Origin of the sequence: Gelidibacter maritimus (assembly GCF_014062315.1) — a bacterium.
Taxonomy (GTDB): domain Bacteria; phylum Bacteroidota; class Bacteroidia; order Flavobacteriales; family Flavobacteriaceae; genus Gelidibacter; species Gelidibacter maritimus.
Genome location: NZ_JACGLT010000003.1, coordinates 325018 through 350886 on the forward strand (window position 1 = coordinate 325018; position 25869 = coordinate 350886).

The 25869-nt window shown below is 38.2% G+C and carries 20 protein-coding genes; all 20 read left to right on the forward strand.

The features are described from left to right. Positions 1-169 precede the first annotated feature (169 nt). The 20 genes from H3Z82_RS05820 to H3Z82_RS05915 all read left to right on the forward strand — a co-directional run bounded on the left by H3Z82_RS05820 (position 170) and on the right by H3Z82_RS05915 (position 25854). Positions 170-2485, forward strand: coding sequence for an NADP-dependent malic enzyme (locus tag H3Z82_RS05820; protein WP_182203572.1), 2316 nt, complete (start codon positions 170-172; stop codon positions 2483-2485). Between the two features lie 45 nt (positions 2486-2530). Then, positions 2531-3112, forward strand: coding sequence for a Holliday junction branch migration protein RuvA (ruvA, locus tag H3Z82_RS05825; protein ID WP_182203574.1), 582 nt, complete (start codon positions 2531-2533; stop codon positions 3110-3112). A 6-nt stretch (positions 3113-3118) separates the two neighbouring features. Beyond that, positions 3119-10315: a T9SS outer membrane translocon Sov/SprA gene (gene sov / locus H3Z82_RS05830; protein ID WP_182203576.1), complete on the forward strand. Its 7197-nt coding sequence runs from the start codon at positions 3119-3121 to the stop codon at positions 10313-10315. Between the two features lie 57 nt (positions 10316-10372). Further along, the gene (gcvH, locus tag H3Z82_RS05835) at positions 10373-10753 is read left to right on the forward strand and encodes a glycine cleavage system protein GcvH (RefSeq protein ID WP_182203578.1); all 381 of its coding nucleotides are present in this window, start codon (positions 10373-10375) and stop codon (positions 10751-10753) included. Further along, a complete protein-coding gene (locus tag H3Z82_RS19615) occupies positions 10746-11108 on the forward strand; it encodes a VanZ family protein (RefSeq protein ID WP_182203580.1) in 363 nt (120 codons plus the stop codon). Before gcvH ends, H3Z82_RS19615 begins: the two co-directional genes overlap by 8 nt. A gap of 65 nt (positions 11109-11173) precedes the next feature. After that, positions 11174-11902 (forward strand): energy transducer TonB, encoded by a 729-nt coding sequence (locus H3Z82_RS05845; protein WP_182203582.1) that lies wholly within the window; start codon positions 11174-11176, stop codon positions 11900-11902. Positions 11903-12131: 229 nt separating this feature from the next. Further along, positions 12132-12929, forward strand: a complete 798-nt coding sequence (locus tag H3Z82_RS05850; protein WP_182203585.1) for an energy transducer TonB — start codon at positions 12132-12134, stop codon at positions 12927-12929. A gap of 111 nt (positions 12930-13040) precedes the next feature. Further along, the gene (locus H3Z82_RS05855; protein ID WP_182203587.1) at positions 13041-15152 is read left to right on the forward strand and encodes an energy transducer TonB; all 2112 of its coding nucleotides are present in this window, start codon (positions 13041-13043) and stop codon (positions 15150-15152) included. A gap of 663 nt (positions 15153-15815) precedes the next feature. Then, entirely contained in the window at positions 15816-16709 is an 894-nt protein-coding gene (cyoE, locus tag H3Z82_RS05860) for a heme o synthase (RefSeq protein ID WP_182203589.1), read from the forward strand. 1 nt (position 16710) lies between these two features. Then, entirely contained in the window at positions 16711-17292 is a 582-nt protein-coding gene (locus tag H3Z82_RS05865) for a cytochrome c oxidase subunit 3 (protein WP_182203591.1), read from the forward strand. Positions 17293-17437: 145 nt separating this feature from the next. Beyond that, a complete protein-coding gene (locus tag H3Z82_RS05870; RefSeq protein WP_182203593.1) occupies positions 17438-18415 on the forward strand; it encodes a cytochrome c oxidase subunit 3 in 978 nt (325 codons plus the stop codon). 21 nt (positions 18416-18436) lie between these two features. Continuing rightward, on the forward strand, positions 18437-18832 hold the full coding sequence (locus tag H3Z82_RS05875; protein WP_182203595.1) for a cytochrome C oxidase subunit IV family protein: 396 nt from the start codon (positions 18437-18439) through the stop codon (positions 18830-18832). A 196-nt stretch (positions 18833-19028) separates the two neighbouring features. Further along, on the forward strand, positions 19029-19742 hold the full coding sequence (locus tag H3Z82_RS05880; protein ID WP_182203597.1) for a hypothetical protein: 714 nt from the start codon (positions 19029-19031) through the stop codon (positions 19740-19742). Continuing rightward, positions 19726-20484 carry an SCO family protein gene (locus H3Z82_RS05885; protein ID WP_182203599.1) on the forward strand — a complete coding sequence of 253 codons (759 nt, stop codon included), beginning with the start codon at positions 19726-19728 and terminating at the stop codon, positions 20482-20484. Before H3Z82_RS05880 ends, H3Z82_RS05885 begins: the two co-directional genes overlap by 17 nt. Continuing rightward, the gene (locus H3Z82_RS05890) at positions 20484-21029 is read left to right on the forward strand and encodes a DUF420 domain-containing protein (protein WP_182203601.1); all 546 of its coding nucleotides are present in this window, start codon (positions 20484-20486) and stop codon (positions 21027-21029) included. The genes H3Z82_RS05885 and H3Z82_RS05890 overlap by 1 nt, the downstream gene beginning before the upstream one ends. Then, positions 21022-21252, forward strand: a complete 231-nt coding sequence (locus H3Z82_RS05895; RefSeq protein WP_394368096.1) for a hypothetical protein — start codon at positions 21022-21024, stop codon at positions 21250-21252. Before H3Z82_RS05890 ends, H3Z82_RS05895 begins: the two co-directional genes overlap by 8 nt. Before the next feature lie 130 nt (positions 21253-21382). Then, the gene (locus H3Z82_RS05900) at positions 21383-22084 is read left to right on the forward strand and encodes an ABC transporter ATP-binding protein (protein WP_182203603.1); all 702 of its coding nucleotides are present in this window, start codon (positions 21383-21385) and stop codon (positions 22082-22084) included. Further along, a complete protein-coding gene (locus H3Z82_RS05905) occupies positions 22077-23321 on the forward strand; it encodes an ABC transporter permease (protein WP_182203605.1) in 1245 nt (414 codons plus the stop codon). The genes H3Z82_RS05900 and H3Z82_RS05905 overlap by 8 nt, the downstream gene beginning before the upstream one ends. A gap of 1 nt (position 23322) precedes the next feature. Further along, positions 23323-24582, forward strand: a complete 1260-nt coding sequence (locus H3Z82_RS05910; RefSeq protein ID WP_182203607.1) for an ABC transporter permease — start codon at positions 23323-23325, stop codon at positions 24580-24582. 108 nt (positions 24583-24690) lie between these two features. Then, positions 24691-25854 (forward strand): efflux RND transporter periplasmic adaptor subunit, encoded by a 1164-nt coding sequence (locus H3Z82_RS05915; protein ID WP_182203609.1) that lies wholly within the window; start codon positions 24691-24693, stop codon positions 25852-25854. The last annotated feature ends 15 nt before the right edge of the window (positions 25855-25869 follow it).

The following is a 25869-nucleotide window of genomic DNA, read 5'->3' on the forward strand; positions in this document are numbered from 1 at the left end:
ATTAGATTAAGGTGGTTGGACTGATCCTGAACAAAATTGGACGCATTAAAACCATGCTAAGTTCTTAAATTTTGGTCAACAAATAATTTTATATCAAATCCAATTAATGTCTCTTTTCTTTTCTCATAAAACAGTTACCTTTGTTCTTTAGCTAAAAATTTTAAAATTTATGAGCAAGCAGAGCAAACGTAGAGAAGCATTAGTATATCATGCCAAACCAACTCCTGGTAAAATTGAGGTAGTCCCTACCAAAAAATACGCAACACAACGCGATTTATCTTTGGCCTATTCTCCAGGGGTGGCGGAACCCTGTTTGGAAATTGCTAGAGATGTCAATAATGTTTATAAATATACAGCCAAAGGCAATTTGGTGGCCGTGATAACCAATGGGACGGCAGTTTTAGGATTAGGGAATATTGGCCCGGAAGCATCAAAACCGGTGATGGAAGGGAAAGGCTTGCTCTTTAAGATTTTTTCTGATATTGATGTGTTTGATATTGAAATCGGTACTGAAAACGTAGAAGAGTTTATTCAGACCGTTAAAATGATTGCACCAACTTTTGGCGGTATCAACTTAGAAGATATAAAGGCTCCTGAAGCTTTTGAAATAGAGCGTCGCCTGAAGGAAGAGTTGGACATCCCGGTCATGCATGACGACCAACACGGTACGGCAATTATTTCTGCAGCCGCCTTGTTGAATGCTTTGGAGCTAGCCGATAAAAAAATTGAAGAAGTTCAAATAGTCATTAGTGGTGCTGGTGCAGCAGCGATATCATGTACACGATTGTATCAAGCTTTTGGAGCCAAGCGGGAAAATATCGTAATGTGTGATAGTAAAGGTGTCATCCGACAAAGCCGAACAAATTTAACCGCAGAAAAGGCAGAATTTGCCACGCAACGTGAGATAGAAACCCTTGAGGATGCGATGAAAAATTCGGATGTCTTTATTGGGTTGTCCACTTCGGATATTGTTTCTCCTGAAATGCTGTTGTCTATGGCAGATAATCCTATTGTCTTTGCTATGGCCAATCCAAATCCTGAAATTGAATACCAATTGGCGATAGATACGCGGAAAGACATTATTATGGCCACTGGGCGCTCTGACCATCCTAATCAGGTGAATAATGTTCTTGGTTTTCCTTATATTTTTAGAGGAGCCTTAGATGTCAGAGCCACTAAAATCAATGAGGCCATGAAAATGGCAGCGGTTGAGGCGCTCGCTAAATTGGCAAAACAAAATGTACCGGAACAGGTCAATATTGCATATGGCGAAACCCGATTGACCTTTGGAAGAGATTATATCATTCCTAAACCTTTTGATCCACGTTTGATCTTTGAAGTCCCTCCAGCTGTAGCTAAAGCAGCCATGGATAGTGGCGTAGCAAAGGAGCCAATTACCGACTGGGAGAAATATCAAGACCATTTAAGAGAACGCTTGGGCTCTGATAATAAAATTGTCAGACTGCTGACCAATAGGGCAAAAATGGATCCTAAGCGCGTTGTATATGCAGAAGCAGATCATCTTGACGTGCTGAAGGCAGCACAAATTGCTTATGATGAAGGCATTGCCATCCCGATTTTATTGGGTAGAAGAGAAACCATTTTGAGTTTGATGGCTGAGATCGAATTTGATTCTGATGTTGAAATCATCGATCCTAAAACTGATGACGAAGAAAAGCGTCGCAACAGATATGCGGAAGTATATTGGTCGCAACGTAAACGTAAAGGTGTTACTCTGTACTCTGCACAGAAGTTGATGAGAGAGCGTAATTATTTTGCCGCAATGATGGTCAATGAAGGTGACGCTGACGCCTTAATTTCTGGATTTTCAAGAAGTTACCCATCGGTGGTAAAACCGATGTTGGAACTTATTGGTTTGGCAAAAGGAGCGTCTCGGATTGCAACAACCAACCTGATGATGACACGTAGAGGACCTATGTTTTTAAGTGACACATCAATAAATATTGATCCTCCAGCTGAAGACTTGGCCACCATAGCGCAAATGACTGCAAGAACTGTAAGAATGTTCGGGATGGAGCCGGTCATGGCTATGATTTCGTTTGCCAACTTTGGGTCTTCTCCAAGTCCTAAGGCAACTAAAGTCCGGGATGCCGTGAAAATTTTACATGAATCCAATCCTGATTTACTGGTGGATGGTGAGCTGCAAACTGATTTTGCTCTCAATCAGGAAATGCTTCAAGAGAATTTTCCGTTTTCAAAATTGGCCGGTAAAAAAGTCAATACGCTTATTTTTCCTAATTTGGATGCAGCAAATATCACCTATAAACTCTTGAAAGAACTCAATGGCGCGGAATCCATTGGACCAATCATGATGGGAATGCGCAAACCAGTACACATCCTCCAGCTGGATGCCAGTGTAGATGAAATTGTCAACATGACTGCAATTGCCGTGATTGATGCCCAACAAAAAGAAAAAAGGGAACAAGAATTGAAAGCGGCTTTAGAAAAAGAATCAGCTTTGTAATGAAAATAATTTTATTACATTTGAGTCTTTAACCAAAGCCACTACATGATTACCCATATTCAAGGAAAACTTGTTGAAAAGAATTTAACTGATGTTGTAATTGATTGCAATGGTCTAGGCTATTTGATCAATATCTCACTGCACACCTATTCTCAGATTCCGGACGGCGATTATCTTAAACTGTACACGTATTTGCAAGTCAAGGAGGATTCGCATTCCCTGTTTGGTTTTTCTTCTAAAGCTGAACGCGAAATTTTTAAACTTTTAATATCTGTGAGTGGCGTAGGGGCAAGTACAGCCCGTACTATGTTGTCTTCATTGAGCCCAAAACAGGTGAGGGAAGGAATAGCACATGGTGATGCGGCATTAATGCAATCAGTCAAAGGGATTGGTGCAAAAACCGCAGCGCGTGTCATCTTGGATTTGAAGGATAAAGTGCTGAAAATTTATGATATTGACGATGTTTCTACAATTAAAAACAATACGGACAAAGATGAAGCGTTATCTGCTTTAGAGGTTCTCGGATTTGCACGAAAACAAGCAGAACGTGTTGTCGATAAAATAGTCAACAACCAACCCGATGCAAACGTAGAAGTCATTATAAAAGAGGCATTAAAAAATTTATAACCGATTTTGAGCACAACCAACCCTAGCTTATCATTATCACTAACACGTTTATGGCTCATAAGCTTGGCTTTATTACTAGGTCAAATTGGGTTTGCACAAGAAACGCCTCCCGCCCAGGATTCTACTAAAACAGGATATGCATTGGGCAATATCAAGATGCCTGATCCCAATAGTATTGTGTCAAAGTACACATACGATCCCAATACAGATCGCTACATTTTTACCCAAACAGTTGGAAGTTTCAATATCAATTATCCGTTAATCCTGACTCCAAAGGAATATCAAAAATTGGTGCTTGAAGAGAACTTAAAGAATTACTACAAACAAAAGGTTGATGCTGCCGAAGGTAAAAAAGAAGGGACTGAAGATCAACAGAAAAATCTGCTTCCTGAATTTTACGTTACCTCAGGGTTTTTCGAGACTCTTTTTGGAGGCAATACCATTGAAGTCATTCCACAGGGTTCGGTAGAAATGGATTTGGGGGTTTTATTTACAAAACAGGACAATCCGTCATTTTCACCACGTAACCGGAGTAATTTTACATTCGATTTTGATCAACGAATCAGCTTAAGTTTATTGGGTAAAGTAGGAACGCGACTTCAAGTCACGGCTAATTATGATACCCAGTCTACTTTTGATTTTCAAAATTTGATCAAATTGGAATACACACCAACTGAAGACGATATCGTCCGGAAAATTGAAGTAGGTAACGTGAGTATGCCACTCAATAGTTCATTGATTACGGGAGCTCAAAGTTTATTTGGTGTCAAAACGGAATTGCAATTTGGTAAAACTCGGGTCACCGCTGTTTTCTCTGAGCAGAAATCGCAGGCGCGCTCTGTGGTTGCGCAGGGGGGTGGAACCCTTGAGGAGTTTTCATTTTATGCCCGTGATTATGATGAAAATCGACATTTTTTCCTCGCCCATTATTTTCGAGAACGCTACGATGCTGCTTTAGAACGGTATCCGTATATCAATAGCAATGTCCAAATTACACGTATTGAGGTTTGGGTGACCAACAGAAGCAACCAAACTGATAACGTCCGTAACGTGGCCGCTTTCCAAGATCTTGGCGAATCGCAGCGGGTGGGTTCAACGGTTAATATTTTAAGACCAGGGCCACTTCCAGATAATAAAAACAATGGATTTGACCCAACCAATATTGGTGGTGCAGGTTCAAATTTAACGAGTGCCGTAAGAGATATTACACGCGTTGAACAGGGCATAAATATTCCTGCCAATGAAGGTTTTGACTTTGGGAAGTTGGAAAACGCCAAAAAACTGATTGAAGGTTATGATTATACACTCCAAACCCAATTAGGATATATCTCCTTGAACCAACGTTTGCAAAACGATGAAGTTTTGGCCGTTGCATTCCAATATACTGTTGGAAATAATGTTTACCAAGTAGGAGAGTTTGCCAATGATGGTGTAGAAGCTACAGGGTCGTCCACAGACCCGGTATCGGGAAATACGGTAGTCAACAATAACAATCTTGTTTTAAAGATGTTGAAAAGTGCCATCACTAATGTCAATCAGCCTATTTGGGATTTGATGATGAAGAATATTTACGACTCTGGCGCCTATCAACTGAGTCAGGAAGATTTTAAATTGAATATCTTTTATACGGAATCTTCGGCATTAAACTATATTAAACCTGTTGATGGTACTACCTTCCCGCCGTTTGACAATCATACCACAGACCCTTCGGATGATACGCAGATTACGGAAACGCCATTGATCCGACTATTTCATTTGGATCGATTGAACTATAATAATGATCCGCAGCAAAATGGTGATGGGTTTTTTGATTTTGTTCCAGGCATTACGGTTTTACCACAAAATGGGAAGATCATCTTTACAAAAGTGGAACCTTTCGGGAAATATTTATTTGATGTATTGGCCGATCCGGCTTACCCTACAGACTATAATGATCCAACCTATACCAACCCCAATCAGGAGAAATATGTTTATGACATTCTCTACAAAGGCACAAAAACAGCGGCTTTAGAGGAATCAGAAAAAAACAAATTCCAATTAAAAGGGCGTTACAAATCGTCAGGTGGTGACGGGATTGCCATTGGTGCGTTTAACGTGCCAAGAGGTTCTGTAAAGGTTACTGCCGGTGGACGTGTGTTGGTTGAAGGCGTAGATTATACCGTAAATTATCAATTGGGGCGCGTAGAAATTTTGGATCAAGCCTTAAAAGCATCCAATACGCCAATTAATGTGTCGGTTGAAAATAATGCTGTTTTCGGTCAACAGACCAAACGGTTTACAGGTTTGAATGTGGAGCATCAATTCAATGAGAACTTTGTATTGGGAGCTACTTTCTTAAATCTCAACGAGCGTCCAATTACCCAAAAGTCCAATTATAATTCTGAATCCATTAACAATACCATTTTTGGATTTAATGGTAATTACTCTACAGAGGTGCCATTCTTGACCCGATTGGCAAATAAGTTGCCAAATATAGATACTGACGTTCCATCCAATCTTTCTGTAAGGGGAGAATTTGCCTATTTATTGCCAGGAGCGCCAAAAGGAGCCGATTTTCAAGGTGAGGCTACGGCGTATATTGATAATTTTGAAGGATCTCAAGGGAGTATTGACTTGTTATCTCCTCAATCTTGGTTTTTATCCAGTCGTCCTAAAGGTTTAGGCTTAGCGCCCAATGAGGACGAGATTGGAATTCAAAATGGGTTTAACAGAGCGCACCTTAATTGGTATACTGTAGATCCTATCTTTTATAGCAATCAACGTCCAGGAGGTATCACAGATAATGATGTGTCAAATCTCTACACCAGACGTGTATTTATTGACGAAATTTTTCCACAAAGAGATTTGGTACAAGGTCAGAACACCTATATCCGAACTCTCGATTTGGCATATTATCCAACCGAAAGAGGACCTTATAATTTTCAGACGCAAAATATCGATTACCCAAACACCTTGACCCGCCCACAAGATAGTTGGGCAGGAATCACACGGGCCATCACCAGTACTGATTTTGAACAGGCCAACGTTGAGTATATTGAGTTTTGGGTACAAGATCCATTTTTGGATAATACGTCCAACCCGGGAGGAAAGTTACTCATCAATCTTGGTAATATTTCAGAGGATATTATAAAGGATGGTAAAAAACAATACGAGAATGGACTTCCTGAAAATGGCGATATAAGTGGCTTGCAAGTCACCGATTTTGGAACCGTAGTGCCACGCAACCAGTCGTTGATTTATGCATTTTCGAGTACGGGAGACAATCGCACCAACCAGGATGTAGGTTACGATGGTTTTGATGATGCTGAGGAAATTGCAAGGTTCGGATCGCAATTTGGTGCCGATCCCTCAAATGACAATTACAAATATTTTCTTCAGGCCGACGGTGATATTTTTGACCGCTATAAAAGATACAATGGGTCAGAAGGAAATTCACCAGATATTTTTTCAGATACCAATCGAGGATCAACCACACAACCTGATGTAGAAGATATCAACAGGGATAACACAATGAACACCATTGATAGTTATTTTGAATATGAAATTGACATCACGCGTGCCAGTTTGGATAATCCAAATAACAGCCTGATCAACGATATAAAAACCAGGAATATTACCTTACCAAATGGTGATAACCGCGATGTCCGATGGTACCAATTCAGAATTCCAATTGATGCGTCTACAAGAGCCATTGGTGGCATTTCAGATATCAGATCCGTACGTTTTGCGAGAATGTATCTCAAAGGGTTTTCTCAAACCACAGTCATGCGTTTTGCTACTTTGGATTTGGTCAGAAGCGATTGGAGACGTTACACTTTAGATTTAGACAATAACCAGAACAATAACAGTACCGACGCCTCATTTAGTGTTGGGGTGGTAGGCTTACAAGAAAATGAAGGGAATTATGTGTTGCCTCCAGGCGTGGAGTTGGAGCAACTTAACAACAATAACAATATCATCAGACAGAATGAGCAGTCATTGGTAGTTGAAGTGTGCGAACTGGAAGGTGATGATTCTCGCGGAGTTTATAAGAATATTAGCATTGATATGCGCCAGTATAAAAAGCTGAGAATGTTCATGCATGCTGAGGCTTTGGAAGGAAGAACATTAAATCCGGGCGAAATGATTGGGTTTGTTAGAATGGGGAATGATTTTACCCAAAATTTCTATGAAATTCAGGTGCCTTTAAATGTCGTGGCTGGCACGGCACGAGATCAGGTATGGCCATCTGAAAACGAAATTGACATTAGCTTGGATGTGTTACAAAAAATCAAAGCCTTGGGCATTAGTGATGGGTCGTTATCCAATCAGGATCCAACGGTTTATAACGTTACGTCTTCAGGGCCAGAAATTATAGCTTCAGGAGACAATTTTGAGGTGGGTCAAACCCGTGTGGCCATAAAAGGAAATCCGAATTTTGGTGATGTGAGGGTGTTAATGGTCGGCGTTAAAAACAATACCACGGCTACCAATTTGTGCGGAAAAGTGTGGTTTAATGAGCTCCGTCTCTCTGATTTGGACAATGAAGGCGGTTGGGCCGCTGTTTTGAGCATGGACTCCAATATAGCCGATTTTGCTGATATCAGTGCTACGGGAAGACAAAGTACCGTTGGTTTTGGAAGCTTGGAACAGCGACCAAATGAGCGCAGCCGCGAAGATGTTAAACAATACGATGTGGTTACCAATGTGAATCTTGGTCAATTATTACCTAAAAAGTGGGGCGTACAGCTCCCATTTAATTACGCGCAAAGTGAAGAAATGATCACCCCAAAATACGATCAGTTTTATAATGATTTAACTTTGGATTCAAGACTTGATGCGGCAAGCTCTTCTGCAGAGAAAGAACAAATTTTAGAGCAGTCTGAAGATTTTACCAAACGTAGAAGCATCAATTTTATAGGGGTCAGAAAACAACGTACGGGCGATGGGAAGCCACGATTTTACGATGTAGAAAACTTGACTTTTAATTACTCCTATAACAAGGTACATCATCGTGATTTTGAAATTGAAAATGCCTTGGATCAAAACGTCCGTACGGGTGTTAATTATGCTTATAATTTCGAGCAAATAGCCATTGAGCCTTTCGCAAAAAATGATTCCATATTTAAAAGCAGGTACGCCAAAATTCTGAAAGACATAAACTTCAATCTATTGCCTAACAGCTTTACGGTTAATACTGATATTTTACGCCAGTTTAATAAACAGAAGTTTAGAGAAGTAGAATTGGGTGGAAGCAATATTGGGTTGGAAGAACTGTTCCGAAGAAACTACAGATTTGATTTTCAGTATGCGATAAATTATAAATTGTCGAAATCTTTGAACTTAAATTTTTCGGCTAATAACACCAATATTGTCAGAAACTATTTTGTAGATGATATTATTAATGGCAGACAGGATCCTTCGCTCGATATCTGGGATGGCTTTTTTGATCTGGGCGATCCTAATATCCAAAACCAACAGTTGCAACTCAATTATGAAATCCCTTTATATAAGATTCCTACGTTTAGTTTTTTAAAAGCAACCTATTCATATACGGGCGATTTTCAATGGCAAAAAGGATCAGACTTGAATAATAATCTTCCCTTGGTTGATGAAACCACTGGAACCACACGTACTTATAATCTCGGAAACTCAATACAAAACGCTAACACCCATAACATCAACTCCACTTTCAATATGGAAACGTTGTATAAATATGTTGGTTTGGTGAGAAAGGATGATAGAAAGAGCAACGCCCGCAGCAGAAATTCTGGGCCTCCGGGCATTGAAAGACGCGGTGCGTCTGCCAATAGAGAAAACGGTGCCAACGTAATAGATGAATCAAGTACCGGTACAAAAGTGTTCAATACTTTTGTTGATATTGCCACAATGGTCAAGCGTCTTCAAATCAATTACAGTGAGAACAACGGAACTTTTTTACCGGGATATTTAAGAACACCAGGATTTATTGGCACACTTAAGCCAACTTTCGGTTATACTTTTGGTAGTCAGAGTGATATTAGACATATGGTGGCAAGAAACGGGTGGTTGAGTGTTTATCCTGATTTCAATGAACAATATACTGAGGTGACCAACCGTAGTTTGGATGTATCTGCCAATATAGAAGTGATCAAAGATTTAAAAATTGATTTGATTGGTAGCCGAATGTATTCTGAAAATACGAATGAAAACTTCAATGCCATCGATAGCAATGGCGATGGACTTAGCGATGTTTACAATTCATTAATTACAAATTCTTTTGGTAATTTCAATATTTCCACATCACTGATTAAAACGGCCTTCAGCCCAAGCGATGAAACCCAGTCCGCTGCCTTTGATGATTTCAGAGCCAATAGATTGGTTGTAGCTAGGCGTTTGGCCCGTAATTTTTATGGTAATGACACCTATCCAGTAGATACTGAAGGCTACCCTGTTGGGTTTGGTAAAAATAATCAAGCCGTATTATTGCCGGCATTTTTATCGGCTTACCAAGGTTCCAATGCCGAGAGTGTCAGTTTGAGTGCGTTTAGAGATATTCCAATTCCTAATTGGACGCTGAAATACACTGGCTTGATGCGCTTAAAATGGTTTAAGGACAAGTTCAAGCGTTTTTCAGTAACACACGGGTATCGCTCTGGATATACCATTAATCAGTTCCGTACCAATTTAGATTATGATGAAAGCAATCCGGAAGCACTTGATCAAGGTGGGAATTTCAAAAATCGCACCATATTCAGTAATATCAACTTAGAAGAACAATTTAGTCCGCTGATGAAATTGGATTTTGAGATGCAAAGTTCTGTGAAGGTGATGGCTGAAATTAAAAAGGACAGGATCCTTTCCTTGAGTTTTGACAATAATTTATTGACAGAAATAAAAGGAAACGAATATACGTTGGGCTTGGGATATCGCATTAAGAATGTAAGGATCCGATCAAAAATGGCCGGGCCTACACAAATTATTACGGCCGATTTGAACATGATGGCCGATATTTCTGTACGAGATAACAAAACCATCATCAGGTATCTTGACTTGGAAGACAATCAAGTAACTTCAGGACAAACCATTTGGGGCGTAAAATATAAAGCAGATTATGCCTTCAGTAAAAACCTAACTGGGATTTTCTATTTTGATTATACCTTTTCTGAATATGCCATATCAACGGCATTCCCACAAACAACAATTAGGTCAGGGATTACCTTGCGATATAATTTCGGCAATTAATTTTGATTAAAGGATTTTAAAAAAGTACATTTGCTTCACTATAAAATTGAATCTAAAATGAATATACCAGCAGAATTAAAGTACACAAAAGACCATGAATGGATTAGTATTGATGGCGATGTTGCAACTGTAGGGATTACAGACTTTGCTCAAGGCGAATTGGGAGACATTGTATATGTTGAAGTTGAGACCTTAGATGAAACTTTGGAAATTGATGAAATTTTTGGCACGGTTGAAGCTGTAAAAACAGTTTCTGACTTGTTTTTGCCACTTTCAGGAGAAATTATCGAGTTCAACGATGCTCTTGAAGATGAGCCGGAAAAGGTAAATTCAGACCCTTATGGCGAAGGTTGGATGATCAAAATTAAAATTTCAGATCCTTCACAAGTGGATAATTTGCTCTCAGCTGATGCCTACAAAGAGGTGATAAGTGCATAGGAATCTTGCATTGACCTTGTTGATAGTTTACGCCATAGTTCTTTTGGTGTTAAGCTTAGTAAGTATTGGTGGTTTTGAAACCCTTGGCTCAACGCATGACGATAAACTCCATCATTTTGGAGCATATTTCGTTTTGACCATATTGATTGCTAATTTTTTTAAAACTTTAAACCTCAAAAGAGGACTGTTATATGCCTTAATCATCGCCTCTGCTTACGGGGTTATAATGGAAATCCTCCAAAATTATTTAACGCAAGAACGAATGTTTGATGTATTTGATATGATTGCAAATGCTTTTGGTGCAATTATTGCAGTACTCGTAGTGATATTCTATAGAAAGTTAAAGTTAAAATAAATTAATCCCTTGCTTTTTTAACAAATTATTGGTTATTTTAGCATTCCTTAAAACACTCTAAGCATATGGAACCGAAAAAAAATGTAAAAGCAGACGTTTCGCGAAATAGTTCTATCTATTTTGCAGTTGGTCTTGCTTTAATGTTATTGCTGACCAATCTGGCCATCAATTACAAAACATACGATAAAGAGGATATTGATATCGGTATGATTAATATGGACGATGAATTGGAAGAAGAAATTCCAATTACTGAACAAATTAAGACACCACCACCACCACCGCCACCGCCACCAGTTGCACCGGAAGAGATTGAAATTGTTGAAGATGAGGAAGAGGTTGTAGAAACCGTCATTGAGTCTTCTGAAACCAGTCAGGATGAAGAAATCGCTGAGGTTGAAGACGTGGTTGTTGTGGAAGAACCTGAAGAAGATCTTGAAGTACCATTTGCGGTTATTGAAAATGTACCCGTGTTTCCTGGTTGTGAAAATGAGGCTGGAAACAATGCGAAAAAGCAATGTATGTCTGATAAGATCTCTCAATTTGTAAATAGAAAATTCAACGTGGATTTAGCTTCAGAACTGGGACTTTCAGGTAGACAGCGTATCAATGTGATTTTTAAAATTGATAAAAGCGGTAATATTACCAATATTCAAGCAAGAGCACCACATCCTGGTTTAGAAAGAGAAGCACAGCGCGTTATCGGTTTGCTTCCTAAAATGAAACCTGGTAAGCAACGTGGTAAAGCGGTAACTGTACCGTATTCTCTGCCTATTCTTTTCCAAGTGCAAGATTAACTTTTATAAATAAAACCAATTGACATTGAGTGTTTAATTGGTACACTATAAAACCCTGAGGCGAAAGCTTCGGGGTTTGTTTTTATAGGCCATTTGCGTTTTAAGAGAGGACCTTTAGAAAGAATTGAGTATCAATTTAAAAATCCCGACTAAATACTTAGACGGGATTTTTGTTTTGGTACGTTTGTTGTGATTTTATCATAATATTAACATTTTAAATACACATATTATGAAAATTTTTAAAAATTCATGCATTGCTGCTGGTCAGAGCAACATGCGCAGGAAAAAACCACACAAACATGATGCAAATTTACGAAAAAACTCAGCCCTTTACTTTCAGGTAGGTTTGATTCTTTGCCTACTGTTTACTTACGGACTCTTTGAAATGAAATTTGAAATAAAGAATGATGATCTTGCTAAAGTCGATTATATCGATACAGATGTAGAAGTCATGCCCATCAATTTTGCTTTGGAAAAGGAGGTAAAAGAAATAGAAATCACTAAAAATAGTATGGTTTTAACCAAGGATCCAATTATTAAAGATGATGATTATGTTGAAATGTTACCGACGGAACTTCTAACTGAAAACAAGACTCTTTCCAAAGATCCCATTAATATTGACGACATTATAATCTATAAGAAAGATGATAGTGAAGATCTTGATTTAAAAGTCTTTAGTACTCTTGGGGTTGAAAGAGCGCCTGTTTATCCGGGCTGTGAATCTGAAGAAGATAATCAAGGCCGCTTAAAATGTATGTCTGATAAATTATCAAAACTGGTGCAAAGGAAGTTTGATAGAGATATGGCTTCGACCCTTGGTTTATCTGGAATTCAAAAAATAGATGTAGTGTTTAAAATAAATAAACTCGGAGAAGTTACGGAAATTCAAACCCGAGCGCCACGTCCTGAACTAGAGAGGGAGGCCAAGAGAGTAGTGGAGCAAATACCCCAAATGATGCCTGGGAAGCAAAGAGAACGTGCCGTAACAGTTCAGTACGTATTGCCGATTATCTTTAAGGTGGAATAATGTCGGTCCATAATTTTGAAGAAACCGTTATGCATTCTGATAGCGGTTTTTTTATGTTCTCATTTTGAAAAAAACAGTATCTTTCGAGCGTTAAAAAGCTTGTAATCATCTATGAAGAACTTCTTCTTAATTATTTTTGTCAGTATTCAGCTCAATAGTTTCTCCCAAAATATTGAAATTTACGAAAAGCCTCCAGTGTTCATAGGCTGTGACGACCAGGCTATTAGCAATTTAAAAACCTGTTTTAACAGTAAGTTAAACCATTACATATTTGAAAACTTTAGAGTACCGCAGGAGGCTATCCAAGATGCTTACAAAGGTGATGTCACAGTGTTGTTTGAAGTGGATAAAACAGGTCAGATAAGCGTTATATATGTAGATGCCATTTATGATGCGTTAAAGGAGGAAACCAAACGCGTATTCCAATCGTTGCCAAAGATTCAACCCGGAACATATAATGGGGAGCCAACTTTTTATCAATATTCTTTAACCATTAAAATTCCCTTGACCGACCCCGAAGTCATTAAAGCAAATGCTGAAAAAAAACAAGAAGATCTTAAAGCCTACGAGGATCTTGATGCGATAGTTTCCAATGAGTTTGATAGTGTTACCAATCATATCGTAAAGTATCAAGACCTTGAATATAACAGTCAGTTAAACATTCCTTTCACCCATCAATATTATTCGCGCTTTGATGCCAATATGAATGGCTTGGGAACAAATAGCCATACGGCAGCAAAACCTTATGTTTATGAAGATGTAGCTCGATATTATGATTTCGAAGCTGAAAAAAAGGCACTTGCAAAAGGTTCGGACGGTTGGTGGAGCAGAAAGTTGTGGGATGAGCACATGGTTCAAATCCAGGGTGAAGATTACTGGTTTACTATTGATCCTGTTTTTGATTTACAGGTAGGGAAAGATACAGATGCCGATTTTAATACTACGTTCAATAATACGCGCGGTATTTACGTTCAGGGCGGCCTAGGTAAAAAGTTTAGTTTCTCTACATCGGTTTTTGAAAGTCAAGGAAGATTTGCGCAATATTACAATCAATATGCCGAAAGCTTAAAAGCATTTGGTCCTGATCCCGCCATTGTGCCTGGCAGAGGGATAGGCAAACGCTTTAAAGACGATGCCTATGACTATCCGGTGGCCGAAGCGTACTTATCTTATGCACCGGCAAATTTTATTAACTTTCAATTTGGACATGGTAAGAACTTTATAGGAGATGGCTACCGTTCTTTATTTCAAAGTGATGTGGCAGCACCACAGACGTTTTTAAAATTTAATACCAAATTCTGGAAAATTAAATATACAAATACCTGGATGTGGCTCAGGGATGTGCGCGATGCCGTTATTGAAGATAAAGCATTTTTAACCAAATATATGGCCAATCATTATTTAAGTTGGAATGTGTCCAAACGACTCAACATCGGGCTTTTTGAGTCCGTTATGTGGACCGACACCAACGGGCGAGGTTTTGATATCAATTACCTTAATCCCATCATCTTTTTTAGAGCTATAGAATTTGAAGCAGGGCAAGGTTCGGGTAATGCCATTGTAGGTGCTTCCGCAAAGTACAAATGGAATAACAAAATCAATGTATACGGACAGTTTATTTTGGATGAGTTTTCTTTGAGCCATATTAAAGCAGGGGAGAAAAGTTGGAAAAATAAATATGGATACCAATTGGGTGTTAAATATTATGACGCCTTTAAGGTTGATAACTTGATGTTGCAATTGGAATATAACCAAGTAAGGCCTTATACGTATTCGCACAATACCATTGTCAATAACTACGGTCATAGCAATCAATCCATGGCACATTTATGGGGCGCCAACTTTAGGGAATTTATTGTTATAGGACATTATAACTACCAACGATGGTTTGCCGATGCAAAATTTATTTTTGGAACCCGTGGTCTGGATTTTAATGATGGTACTGATGATTTTAGTTATGGCGGCGATATATACAGAAACTATAACGAACGCCCTTTTGATAAGCATGTAAAGATTGGTCAGGGCAACAAGACAACAACCTTCAACGCCGAAGTACAGGCCGGTTATATCATTAACCCAGTAAGTCATTTAAAGATATTTACTAATATTAGTTATAGAAACTTCAACCCAGAGGCCAATACGGAAACTACATTTAAAAACAGTACCGTCTGGTTTAATCTTGGACTCAGGACAGATTTGTTCAATTGGTATTTTGACAATTAAGAATTCCTGCGCAGGCAGGAATCTCCTTTACATCGGCATCATCTTCCAGTTATATACTTTTTTAATAGGATGGTGAGGCGATATGAGTCGTACAGTGTAGGTTATTTCAAATTTCCTGATGAAAAACACCAACACTGGCATCATTCAGAATTCCTGCGCAGGCAGGAATCTCCTTTACATCGGCATCATCTTCCAGTTATATACTTTTTTTTTAATAGGATGATGAGACGATATAAGTCTTTCAGTGTAGATTATTACAAATTTTCTAATGAAAAACACCATTGTTGGCATCATTCAGAATTCCTGCGCAGGCAGGAATCTCATGTCCAAGCGCGTTTTTATATAGTTATAATCTATCCATGAAATATATTGAGCAGGACCTTGCCGTATAAGTAAAAATCTTTTAATCAAATTTCAGCTTTTAGTAATTTGAGATAGTGATAGTATTCAATCCGTACCGTTTCATCTACAGGTTGTGTATACAAAACGGCAACACCATTTCAGGCCATCAATTTATACAAATTGCATATCAATATTATGTCTCACGTTTTTTGAAAAAACCGTCATTTTTCTGAAATTTATTTATTCATTAATTGAATTGCTCAAAACCAATTTTCAAAGTATCTTTGCACTCGCATTTAAAAGCGACAAATACAACACCGATTGGCGACAACAAATTCTTCTATATCAAAGGTCTCAGTTATTTCTGATTTCAAGGAGGTAACTAAAATGAGATTATCATTGAGTGTGGTGTTTTCAGCAGTGGCTGGATACTTATTGGGTGCAACAACTATCGATTTTGGTACTTTGGTACTGTTGGCATTTGGAGGTTATTTTATGGTTGGCGCTTCTAATATTTACAATCAAATTATTGAACGCGATCTGGATGCATTGATGAATCGTACCAAAAACAGGCCAATTCCTGCAGGGCGCATCTCTGTAAACTCGGCCCTTACCATGGCGATTATTTTTACCATACTTGGGATCGCTACGCTTTATGTCATCAATCCTCGTACCGCCATGTACGGCGCTATATCCATATTTTTGTATACCAGTGTGTATACGCCATTAAAGACCAAAACACCATTATCTGTTTTTGCTGGCGCTATTCCCGGAGCCATTCCTTTTATGTTGGGATGGGTAGCCGCACGAAATGCTTTCGGAATTGAACCTGGAACCTTATTCGCCATACAGTTTTTTTGGCAGTTTCCTCATTTTTGGGCCATTGGCTGGTTCTTGTTTGACGATTATAAAAAAGGAGGATTCTTCATGCTCCCAACAGGAAAACGCGATAAGGGGACAGCTACACAAACCATAATGTACACCATTTGGACGGTTTTAATATCGATTGTGCCTGTATTTGGTGTCACTGGCGATTTAAAATTGTCTATTGTAGCAGCCGTAATAGTCTTCGCAATAGGATTGGGATTGATATATTATGCCTTGCAATTGTTTGTTAAAAGAAGTGAGCAAGCGGCAAAGCATCTCATCTTGGCTAGCGTGATATACATTACTCTATTACAGATTATTTACGTTGCAGATAAATTTATAAGATAATATGGATTTTACAGAAGGAACCTTTGAGGAAAAACATAACAGGGCAAAAAAAATGATGCTTTGGTTTGGTATCGTTTCGTTAATCATGTCATTTGCCGGATGGACAAGTGCCTTTGTGGTTAGTAGTACAAGAGAAGATTGGCTTCACGATTTTCAATTGCCAAATGCATTCATCGTTAGTACGGTAATGGTTGTGCTGAGTAGTGTGACCTTTGCCTTGGCACAAAAAGCACTTAAAAACAACCAAAGACAATTAACTTCTATTTGGCTAATATCAACCTTGGTGCTTGGAATTGCATTTATTACCAACCAATTTTTGGGCTTTCAAGAGATCATTGATATGGGGTATAATTTTACCGGACCTACCAGTAATATTACCATGTCTTATATTTATTTGATCGCCATGGTGCATATTGTACACGTTTTAGTTGGGCTCGGTTGCATTTTGGTCGTAATTTATAATCATTTTAAACAGAAGTATAGTGCCACTGATCGACTCGGTTTTGATCTTGCCTCAACTTTTTGGCATTTTATTGATATTCTGTGGGTCTATCTCTTTTTATTTTTATATTTTGTAGGATAATTGCGTGTATTTATTAATGCGAATTGTTTATCAACTATAGAAAACCTTATTTATAGTGTTTCAAAATTCAATAAGGATGTTTCTTTAGATGAATAAAATGATTATTTTTGTGCAACTTTTTTAAACTAAAAACTAATCACTACATATGGATTCGACTGTTGTGAACACTAGTGCCGAAAACAAGCGTTGGGGCGGAGGTATAGAGCCACTAAAAGCAAGTTACGGTAAAATGATGATGTGGTTTTTCCTCACTTCAGATTCACTAACCTTTACTGGGTTCTTAGCAGCCTATGGCTTCTCAAGATTTAAGTTCGCCGATTCTTGGCCAATTGCAGACGACGTGTTTACGCACGTGCCATTTATACACGGAAACTATCCGATGATTTTTGTGGCTTTCATGACTTTCATTTTGATTATGTCTTCCGTTACCATGGTACTGGCTGTGGATGCCGGACATCAAATGAACAAAGCCAAAGTGAGTTTGTATATGTTCTTGACCGTATTGGGAGGTTTTGTGTTTTTAAGCTCGCAAGCTTACGAATGGAGCACTTTTATTAAAGGCGGTTATGGTGCGGTTGGAACTCATGGGGGTAATATCATCCAGTTTGTTGACGCTAAAGGCGAGCGTGTGGCACTAAAAGACTTCGCTATCGCGGAATCTACTGAGCGAACCCAACATACACGAAAAGATGGCCTTTGGTTCTCTGGTGAAAAAGCGCTTCCAAGTTTTACCTTTGAAGAAGTCCTTGCCGGATTTGAAGCAAATCCTGAAGTGTTTGTAAGAACAACATATACTGCTGAAGATGGTCATAAGACCATTTTATCTCGTAGTGAATCGCTCAGGGAATTAAGAACTAAAGGCAAGAATGTGGTAGAAGGTGCTAACCTTGTACAAAATGAATACGGTCCAACCTTATTTGCAAATTACTTTTTCTTCATTACTGGTTTCCACGGATTTCACGTGTCGATAGGGGTGTTGTTAAATATAATTATATTCTTTAACGTCCTTATAGGTACTTACGAACGAAGAGGAACTTACGAAATGGTCGAGAAAGTCGGGCTATACTGGCATTTTGTTGACTTGGTTTGGGTATTTGTATTTACCTTCTTCTACTTAGTATAATTTTGATAATTTATTTTAAACATGGAACCACACGCACAAGCAGAACCACATAAATTGGCCATATTTAGAGGCTATCTAAAGTTTAAATCCAATAAACAAAAAATTTGGGGTGTATTGATTTTTTTGGCAATTGTTACTGCCATTGAAGTTCTTTTAGGAATTTATAAGCCTGCAATCTTGGATGTTGAGGTTATGGGAATGAAATTGCTTAACTGGATATTTATTATTCTGACCATTGTAAAAGCGTATTATATTACTTGGGATTTCATGCACATGAGAGATGAAACTGCAAGTTTGAGACGTATGGTGGTTTGGACAGCGGTCTTTCTGATTTCATATATAATATTTATTTTATTACAAGAAGGAGGCTACGTAGAGAGCGTCTTTTCTAAAGGTTTTGTAAAGACCGATTTTTAAAATATCTCTTTCTGACAGAACAGTAGGACTTAAGTGTTAAACATAGATAAAAAGGCGGTTATATGAACCGTCTTTTTTATTTTTGCACCTGTGTTAATCAGCCTATATTTATTAACCAAATATGCCTGATGGAAGAGTGTTGTACTAATTAAACTTTTGAATGTTTATTTGGTATTAATCGTGCAAATATGTTTAAATGAATAAGAAACTTGTTAAACGCTATTCAGTACTAATCATCCTGTTTTTTCTCCCTGTGGCGTTTCTTTTGATGCTCTACCCCGCAAAGCATAACTATATTGCGCTTGATGTCATCAAAGAAAACGTTAAGGATATTGCATCAGTCACCGATGTTGAACTTCAAGACCATATCACAGTGTTGGCGTTTTACGGAAAGACACCGTTGGTGAGAGCCACCGCAGCCTCTAACCTAAAGCAATTGATTTACGATAAGTTCAAAGGATTTAAAAGGTTCCAGGTTGTATCAATAATGGCTCCAGAGGCAAAATCGGATCTGCCAGTACTTAGAAAAGAAATAGAGTCTCATGAAGATTTGAAGTATTGGCATTTCGTTTTTTTGGAAGAGGAGGACATACAGGAGCTTTATTCGAGTTTGAAATCTGATCTACCCTTAGATGAGAACCTTTCAACTTCAAGAGTCTTTATTGTGGATGGCGACCTTAATCAGCGAGGTCGATTGGATGATAGAACAGAAATGGAAAGTGAAAGAAATGCTGAAGTATATGATTTGACATCCTATGATGGTGTAGAGGTTGCAATCATAAAAAATAAAATGAGTGAAGATATACGGGTGTTGTTTACTGAATATAGAGATAAACGTAAGGGTAATTTTGACTCTTCAACACGCCGTGCAAATGAATTAAAAGGTATTAACAATGAGCAAGAAGACTAATTACTCTTATGTGGGAGTATCGTTTATTATCCTTCTTTTTGGAATTTACTTTGTTCCAAAAATTATTGATCGAGTCAGCAATAAAGATGTGGTAAGAGATGAAAGTAGAAGCGAAGACATCAATCATAATCCTAAAAAACGACCTGGAACCCTTTCCGATTTACAATTTATAGAAATCAACGGCGTTAGAAAAAAAGTTCCGGAGTTTAGTTTTACAGATCAAAATGGCAACACCGTTTCCAATAAGGATTACGAAGGTAAAGTTTATGTGCTTGAATTCTTTTTTACAACCTGCCCAAGTATATGCCCAAAAATGAATGCCAATATGGTAGACATCCAGAACACCTTTCCAAATGAAAAGGATTTTGGGATTGCCTCCTTTTCAATTACGCCACATATTGACACGCCTGAAGTGTTAAAGGCATACGCTGAACAAAACGGGATCACTAGTCCTAATTGGCATTTGATGACTGGAGATGTTGACGAGATATATAAGTTAGCGAATGAAGGGTTTTACCTTTATACCGCCAAAGATGAAAATGCAGATGGCGGATTTGAACATTCTGGTAATTTTGCGCTTATTGATAAAAACGGATATATCAGATCAAGATCAGATGCTCAGGGCAGTCCGATTATTTATTATAACGGGATCATTTCAGAAGAGGAAAAAGTAGATGAGGCTGGTATGGAGCAGCAAATTACTTGGTTAAAACAAGATATTGCAAAGTTGTTGAAGGAATAATGGAAACAATTAATAGAACAGCAGAGAAAAAATATAATAAATGGATTGTCCTACTTTCCATTGCTATCCCATTGATTGTAGCTGCACTTTTTGGTGTTAATTTACGAGATATGGGTTTTGATGTGGAACCACTTACGTTTTTACCGCCAATTTATGCCACTATTAACGGACTTACAGCCGTGCTGTTAATTAGCGCATTTGTGGCAATTAGAAAAAAAAATATCGCACTCCACAAGACGTTGATGACTACTGCAATTGGTTGCTCAGTTCTTTTTTTATTAATGTATATCGCCTATCACATGACCAGCGATTCTACACCTTACGGAGGTGACGGCATCATGAGATATATCTATTTTTCCATTCTTATTTCACATATATTATTATCAATTATAATCATTCCATTTGTGCTGATTACCTATGTACGTGCAATAACAAATAATATTGAACGCCATAAAAAAATAGCGCGTATTACATTCCCAATCTGGTTATATGTTGCCGTTTCTGGAGTGATTATTTACATTTTGATTTCACCTTATTATGTCTAAAATGAAAGTTCGCGTCTTCTTTATTCTGTTCTCATTGTTCACTTTTTTTTCCACCAATGCGCAATGCGCTATGTGTCGCGCGGTTTTGGAAAGCGAAGATGGGCAATCTACTGCAAAAGGTGTCAATGATGGGATTGTTTACTTAATGGTCATTCCTTATGTGTTGGTTGCTGGAATGGGATTAGTGATGTACACAAAGTTCTATAGAAAGAAAAAAGTGTAAAACTTGCTTTTTCGTGTAACAATTCTTCTCCTCTTTAGTCTTATTATTACATATTCAGGATAGACTTAACAATTTGTTAATATATTTCGAGTCTTGATTTATGTAACATTGCAGAAGCAACAGGCTTAATATGATACAAATAAAAGATTTACACAAATCCTACCACATGGGTTCAAACTCACTTCATGTGTTAAAAGGAATTAATTTTAACGTCAAAGAAGGTGAACTTGTCTCCATTATGGGCTCTTCAGGTTCTGGTAAATCGACGCTTTTGAATGTTTTAGGGATGTTGGATGAAGCCGATAAAGGTTCATACACGCTTGATAATGTTCCGATTAAAAATCTCAATGAGAAAATTGCTGCAAACTACAGGAATAAATTTTTAGGATTTATTTTCCAATCTTTTAATCTTATCAATTATAAATCGGCTTTAGATAATGTGGCGCTACCCTTATATTATCAAGGTGTCAACCGAAAAGAGCGTGTTGAAAAAGCAATGTATTATCTTGACAAAGTAGGGTTGGCTCCCTGGTCTCATCATTTACCCAATGAGTTATCCGGTGGACAAAAACAGCGTGTGGCTATTGCCAGAGCCTTGGCAAGTGATCCAAAAGTATTGCTCGCTGATGAGCCGACTGGCGCTTTGGACACCAAAACCTCACATGAAGTTATGGATCTTATTCAAGGCATAAATGATGACGGGAAGACAATATTGATTGTCACCCATGAGCTCGATATTGCAAATATGACCAAGCGTATTGTCAATTTAAAAGACGGGGTCATCATTGATGATAATTTCGTAGAACAAGTAAGAGCTTCTCAGTATGTTTAATATTGAACGTTGGCAAGAAATTTTTGAAAGTTTAAATAAAAATAAGCTTCGTACGTTCTTAACTGGTTTATCTGTTGCCTCGGGTATTTTTATTTTGGTTATCCTTTTAGGTTTCAGTTCCGGTATTCAAAATGGCGTTACTTCGCAATTTGAGAGAGATGCCGCCAATAGTATTTCGGTATGGACTGGCGTTACCACCAAAGAATATAAAGGATTAAATCCTGGACGACGTATTCAGCTTAAAAATCAAGACTTCAATGACATTGTGGACAAATACGATGATCAATTAGAATATAAATCGCCCTTCTATACCATTTGGGGCGGATTGGTTAATTATAAAAATGAATCAGGCAATTATAGGATTCAAGGTGTTTTACCAGATAACCAATTCATTGAAAATGCAGATGTCAGCCAAGGTCGATTTTTAAATTACTCCGATGTTGAGGGCGCTAAAAAAGTAGCGGTGATTGGGAATAAGGTAAGTCAAGATTTATTTAAGGGCGAAGATCCAATCAACAAGGACATTTCAATTTATGGTGTTAGTTTTAAAGTCATTGGCGTGTTCTATGATCCGGGTGGAGAACGGGATGAAAGTAAAGTGATGATGCCCATAACTACGGCGCAAAGGGCATTTAATGGAGGAAACAATATCAGGAACATGACCTATACCGTAAAGATGTCTGATAATTTTGACGCAGCTGTAAAGCGATCGGAGGAAGTGTCCATGGGAATAGAACAAGACATTAAACAAACTCATATTATTGCTCCAGATGATATCAGTGCTGTTAGCGTGAACAACACTTTAGAGGAAGCAAGAAAGATATATTCGTTAGTAGATACCATTAAAGCGGTATTTTGGTTTGTAGGTATTGGTACCATCATTGCAGGTGTCGTCGGGGTCGGAAATATCATGCTCATTATTGTGAAGGAACGTACCAAGGAAATTGGTATTCGGAAGGCTTTGGGTGCTGTGCCAATGTCAATTGTAGTCATGATTCTTCAGGAATCCATTTTTGTAACCATGTTCTCAGGACTTTTCGGGCTAATTGCCGGTCTTGGACTTCTTGAACTGGTGGGGCCACTCATAGAAAGCGACTTTATAAAATATCCACAAGTAGATTTCAATACCGCATTGACCACTGTTTTTGTATTGGTGTTTGCGGGTGCTATTGCCGGATTTATACCTGCCTATCACGCCGCTAAAATTAAACCTATTGTAGCACTAAGAGACGAATAATATGTTTAGCAGAGACCGTTGGGACGAAATATTGGAAGCTTTAAATGCAAATAAGTTCAGAACTTTGTTGACTGCATTTGGTGTGTTTTGGGGCATCACAATTTTAGTGCTTTTATTGGCACTGACCAATGGCCTAAAAAACGGGGTGACTTCAGGATTTGGTAATTTTGCTACCAACTCCATGTTCATTTGGACACAGCAAACTTCAAAACCCTACAAAGGGCTACCAAAAGGACGCCGATTCAACTTTAAATTGGATGATGTAGCGAGCTTAAAAAACGATTTTCCACAACTTAAATATGTATCACCTCGTAACCAACTGGGGGGCTACAGTGGTGCAAATAATGTCATTAGAGGGACAAAAACAGGAGCTTTTCAAGTCAATGGTGATTATCCCGAGTTTATCAAGCAGCAGCCTATGGATATTCTCCAAGGTCGTTTTGTGAGTTATTCTGATATAAATGCCAAACGTAAGGTTTGTGTTATTGGAACAGGGGTAGTTAAGGGCATGTACGATAAGGATGAAGAAATTTTAGGAACTTATATAAAGATAAATGGTGTTAACTTTATGGTGATAGGTACCTTTAAAGTGAGCAATAGCCAAGGGGATAAGGAAGAAGATGCCAACACTATCTTTGTGCCTTTTACCACGTTTGGACAAGCCTTCAACTTTGCTGACAATGTGGGATGGTTGGCCGTAACTGCACATGATGAAACCAATATTACAAGCCTAAAGCCTCAAATAATAGAAAGCTTAAAGAACCGACGGAAAGTACATCCTGAAGATGACCGTGCCATTGGCAATTTTGATCTTGCTGAAGCTTTTGGGCGGGTTAATGGTCTATTCTCTATTTTAAGTTTTGTAGGTTATTTTGTGGGGGCTCTTGTCTTGATGTCAGGCATTATTGGAATTAGTAATATCATGCTCATCGTAGTAAAGGAACGAACCAAAGAAATTGGGGTCAGAAGAGCTTTGGGTGCTGCGCCCTGGACCATCAAATCACAAATTCTACAAGAAAGTTTAATCCTGACTATCTTATCAGGAATGGTAGGAATTTCTTTTGCAGCTGCGGTTATTTATGGACTTAATTATGCCTTGGATATGAATGGCCCGGTTGAGAATTTTGCAAATCCGAGCGTGAGTATGTCGGTGGTGTTTATCGCACTTTTTATCTTAGTTGTCTCAGGATTGTTGGCAGGATTGATACCAGCCAATAGTGCAACAAAAATGAAACCAGTAGACGCCTTAAGAATAGAATAAATAGAAGAAAAATCATCAAATGCATCACCTTCTCAAGATTAAAGTATAGGCTCCAAATCTTTTTTGAGGTGCACCATTTGACCTATAAAAAACAGTAAAAACGATCAAATGAAAAGAACAAAAACCGTCATTATTTTAGGACTTATCGTTGCAGTATTTGCAATTGCATTAATTTATTTGTGGAAGAAAAACCAGGAAGATCCTGTTACCTATACCACTGACGTACCTGTGGAACAGACTATAGTTGTAAAAACGGTAGCCACTGGTAATATTGTGCCTAAAGATGAAGTGCTTATTAAATCAAATATTTCGGGGGTTATTGAAGAAGTGTTTATTGAAGCAGGTGAATATGTTAACGCTGGTGATTTGATTGCGCAGATTAGAGTGATTCCAAATGTGTCATCCTTAACAAGTGCTAAAAACAATATCTCTTCAAGTCAAACGGCATTGCAGACAGCAAAAATCAACCTACAGACCCAACAAACTAATTATGACCGTCAAAAAGCATTGTTTGACAAGGGGGTAATTTCGGCAAACGATTTTGAAGGGATCAAAAACACTTATTTACAAACCAAACAAAGTGTTGAACAGGCTGAAATCAACTTGAATTCGGCACGTCAAAATTATGACATAGTCAAGACCGGAACCACGAGTGGATTGGGCAATATTGCACAGACTCAGGTGCGAGCAACGGTTTCTGGGATGGTTCTGGATGTGCCAGTCAAGGAAGGAAACCAAGTTATTGAGGCGAATAATTTCAATGAAGGAACTTCAATTGCATCATTGGCCGACGTCAAAAAAATGATTTTTGAAGGTAAAGTTGACGAAAGTGAAGTTGGAAAAATCAAGGAAGGGCTACCACTTGAAATCACAGTTGGCGCCATTGAAGATAAAAAGTTTGATGCGGTTTTAGATTATATCGCTCCAAAAGGTGTTGTTGAAAATGGTGCGATTCAATTTGAGATTAAAGGTACTTTAAAATCGATTGATTCTACCTTTATCAGAGCTGGCCTAAGTGCTAATGCCTCCATTATCCTGGATAGAGCAGACGCCGTTTTGGCTATTAATGAGGCCTTAGTCCAATTTGATCCGCAAACACAAAAGCCCTTTGTTGAAGTCATGGTGGCCGATCAGAAATTTGAACGCAGAGATCTGGAATTAGGTATTAGTGATGGCATTTTTGTTCAAGTGAAAAGCGGCATTAATAAATCGGTTAAAATAAAAGTATGGAATCAAGTTCAAGGCATTCCTGATTATGCCCAAAAGAAATAATCTCTTTTAGGTGTA

Bases quoted from the DNA above. Each gene is read 5' to 3' on its own strand.
- H3Z82_RS05890 (WP_182203601.1), top strand. From the start codon at position 20,484: ATGGAAACAATTAATAGAACAGCAGAGAAAAAATATAATAAATGGATT.
- gcvH (WP_182203578.1), top strand. From the start codon at position 10,373: ATGAATATACCAGCAGAATTAAAGTACACAAAAGACCATGAATGGATT.
- H3Z82_RS05875 (WP_182203595.1), top strand. From the start codon at position 18,437: ATGGAACCACACGCACAAGCAGAACCACATAAATTGGCCATATTTAGA.
- H3Z82_RS05870 (WP_182203593.1), top strand. From the start codon at position 17,438: ATGGATTCGACTGTTGTGAACACTAGTGCCGAAAACAAGCGTTGGGGC.
- H3Z82_RS05855 (WP_182203587.1), top strand. From the start codon at position 13,041: ATGAAGAACTTCTTCTTAATTATTTTTGTCAGTATTCAGCTCAATAGT.
- H3Z82_RS05885 (WP_182203599.1), top strand. From the start codon at position 19,726: ATGAGCAAGAAGACTAATTACTCTTATGTGGGAGTATCGTTTATTATC.
- H3Z82_RS05895 (WP_394368096.1), top strand. From the start codon at position 21,022: ATGTCTAAAATGAAAGTTCGCGTCTTCTTTATTCTGTTCTCATTGTTC.
- ruvA (WP_182203574.1), top strand. From the start codon at position 2,531: ATGATTACCCATATTCAAGGAAAACTTGTTGAAAAGAATTTAACTGAT.
- H3Z82_RS05900 (WP_182203603.1), top strand. From the start codon at position 21,383: ATGATACAAATAAAAGATTTACACAAATCCTACCACATGGGTTCAAAC.
- H3Z82_RS05845 (WP_182203582.1), top strand. From the start codon at position 11,174: ATGGAACCGAAAAAAAATGTAAAAGCAGACGTTTCGCGAAATAGTTCT.
- H3Z82_RS05880 (WP_182203597.1), top strand. From the start codon at position 19,029: ATGAATAAGAAACTTGTTAAACGCTATTCAGTACTAATCATCCTGTTT.
- H3Z82_RS05820 (WP_182203572.1), top strand. From the start codon at position 170: ATGAGCAAGCAGAGCAAACGTAGAGAAGCATTAGTATATCATGCCAAA.
- H3Z82_RS05910 (WP_182203607.1), top strand. From the start codon at position 23,323: ATGTTTAGCAGAGACCGTTGGGACGAAATATTGGAAGCTTTAAATGCA.
- H3Z82_RS05865 (WP_182203591.1), top strand. From the start codon at position 16,711: ATGGATTTTACAGAAGGAACCTTTGAGGAAAAACATAACAGGGCAAAA.
- H3Z82_RS05905 (WP_182203605.1), top strand. From the start codon at position 22,077: ATGTTTAATATTGAACGTTGGCAAGAAATTTTTGAAAGTTTAAATAAA.
- H3Z82_RS05915 (WP_182203609.1), top strand. From the start codon at position 24,691: ATGAAAAGAACAAAAACCGTCATTATTTTAGGACTTATCGTTGCAGTA.
- H3Z82_RS05850 (WP_182203585.1), top strand. From the start codon at position 12,132: ATGAAAATTTTTAAAAATTCATGCATTGCTGCTGGTCAGAGCAACATG.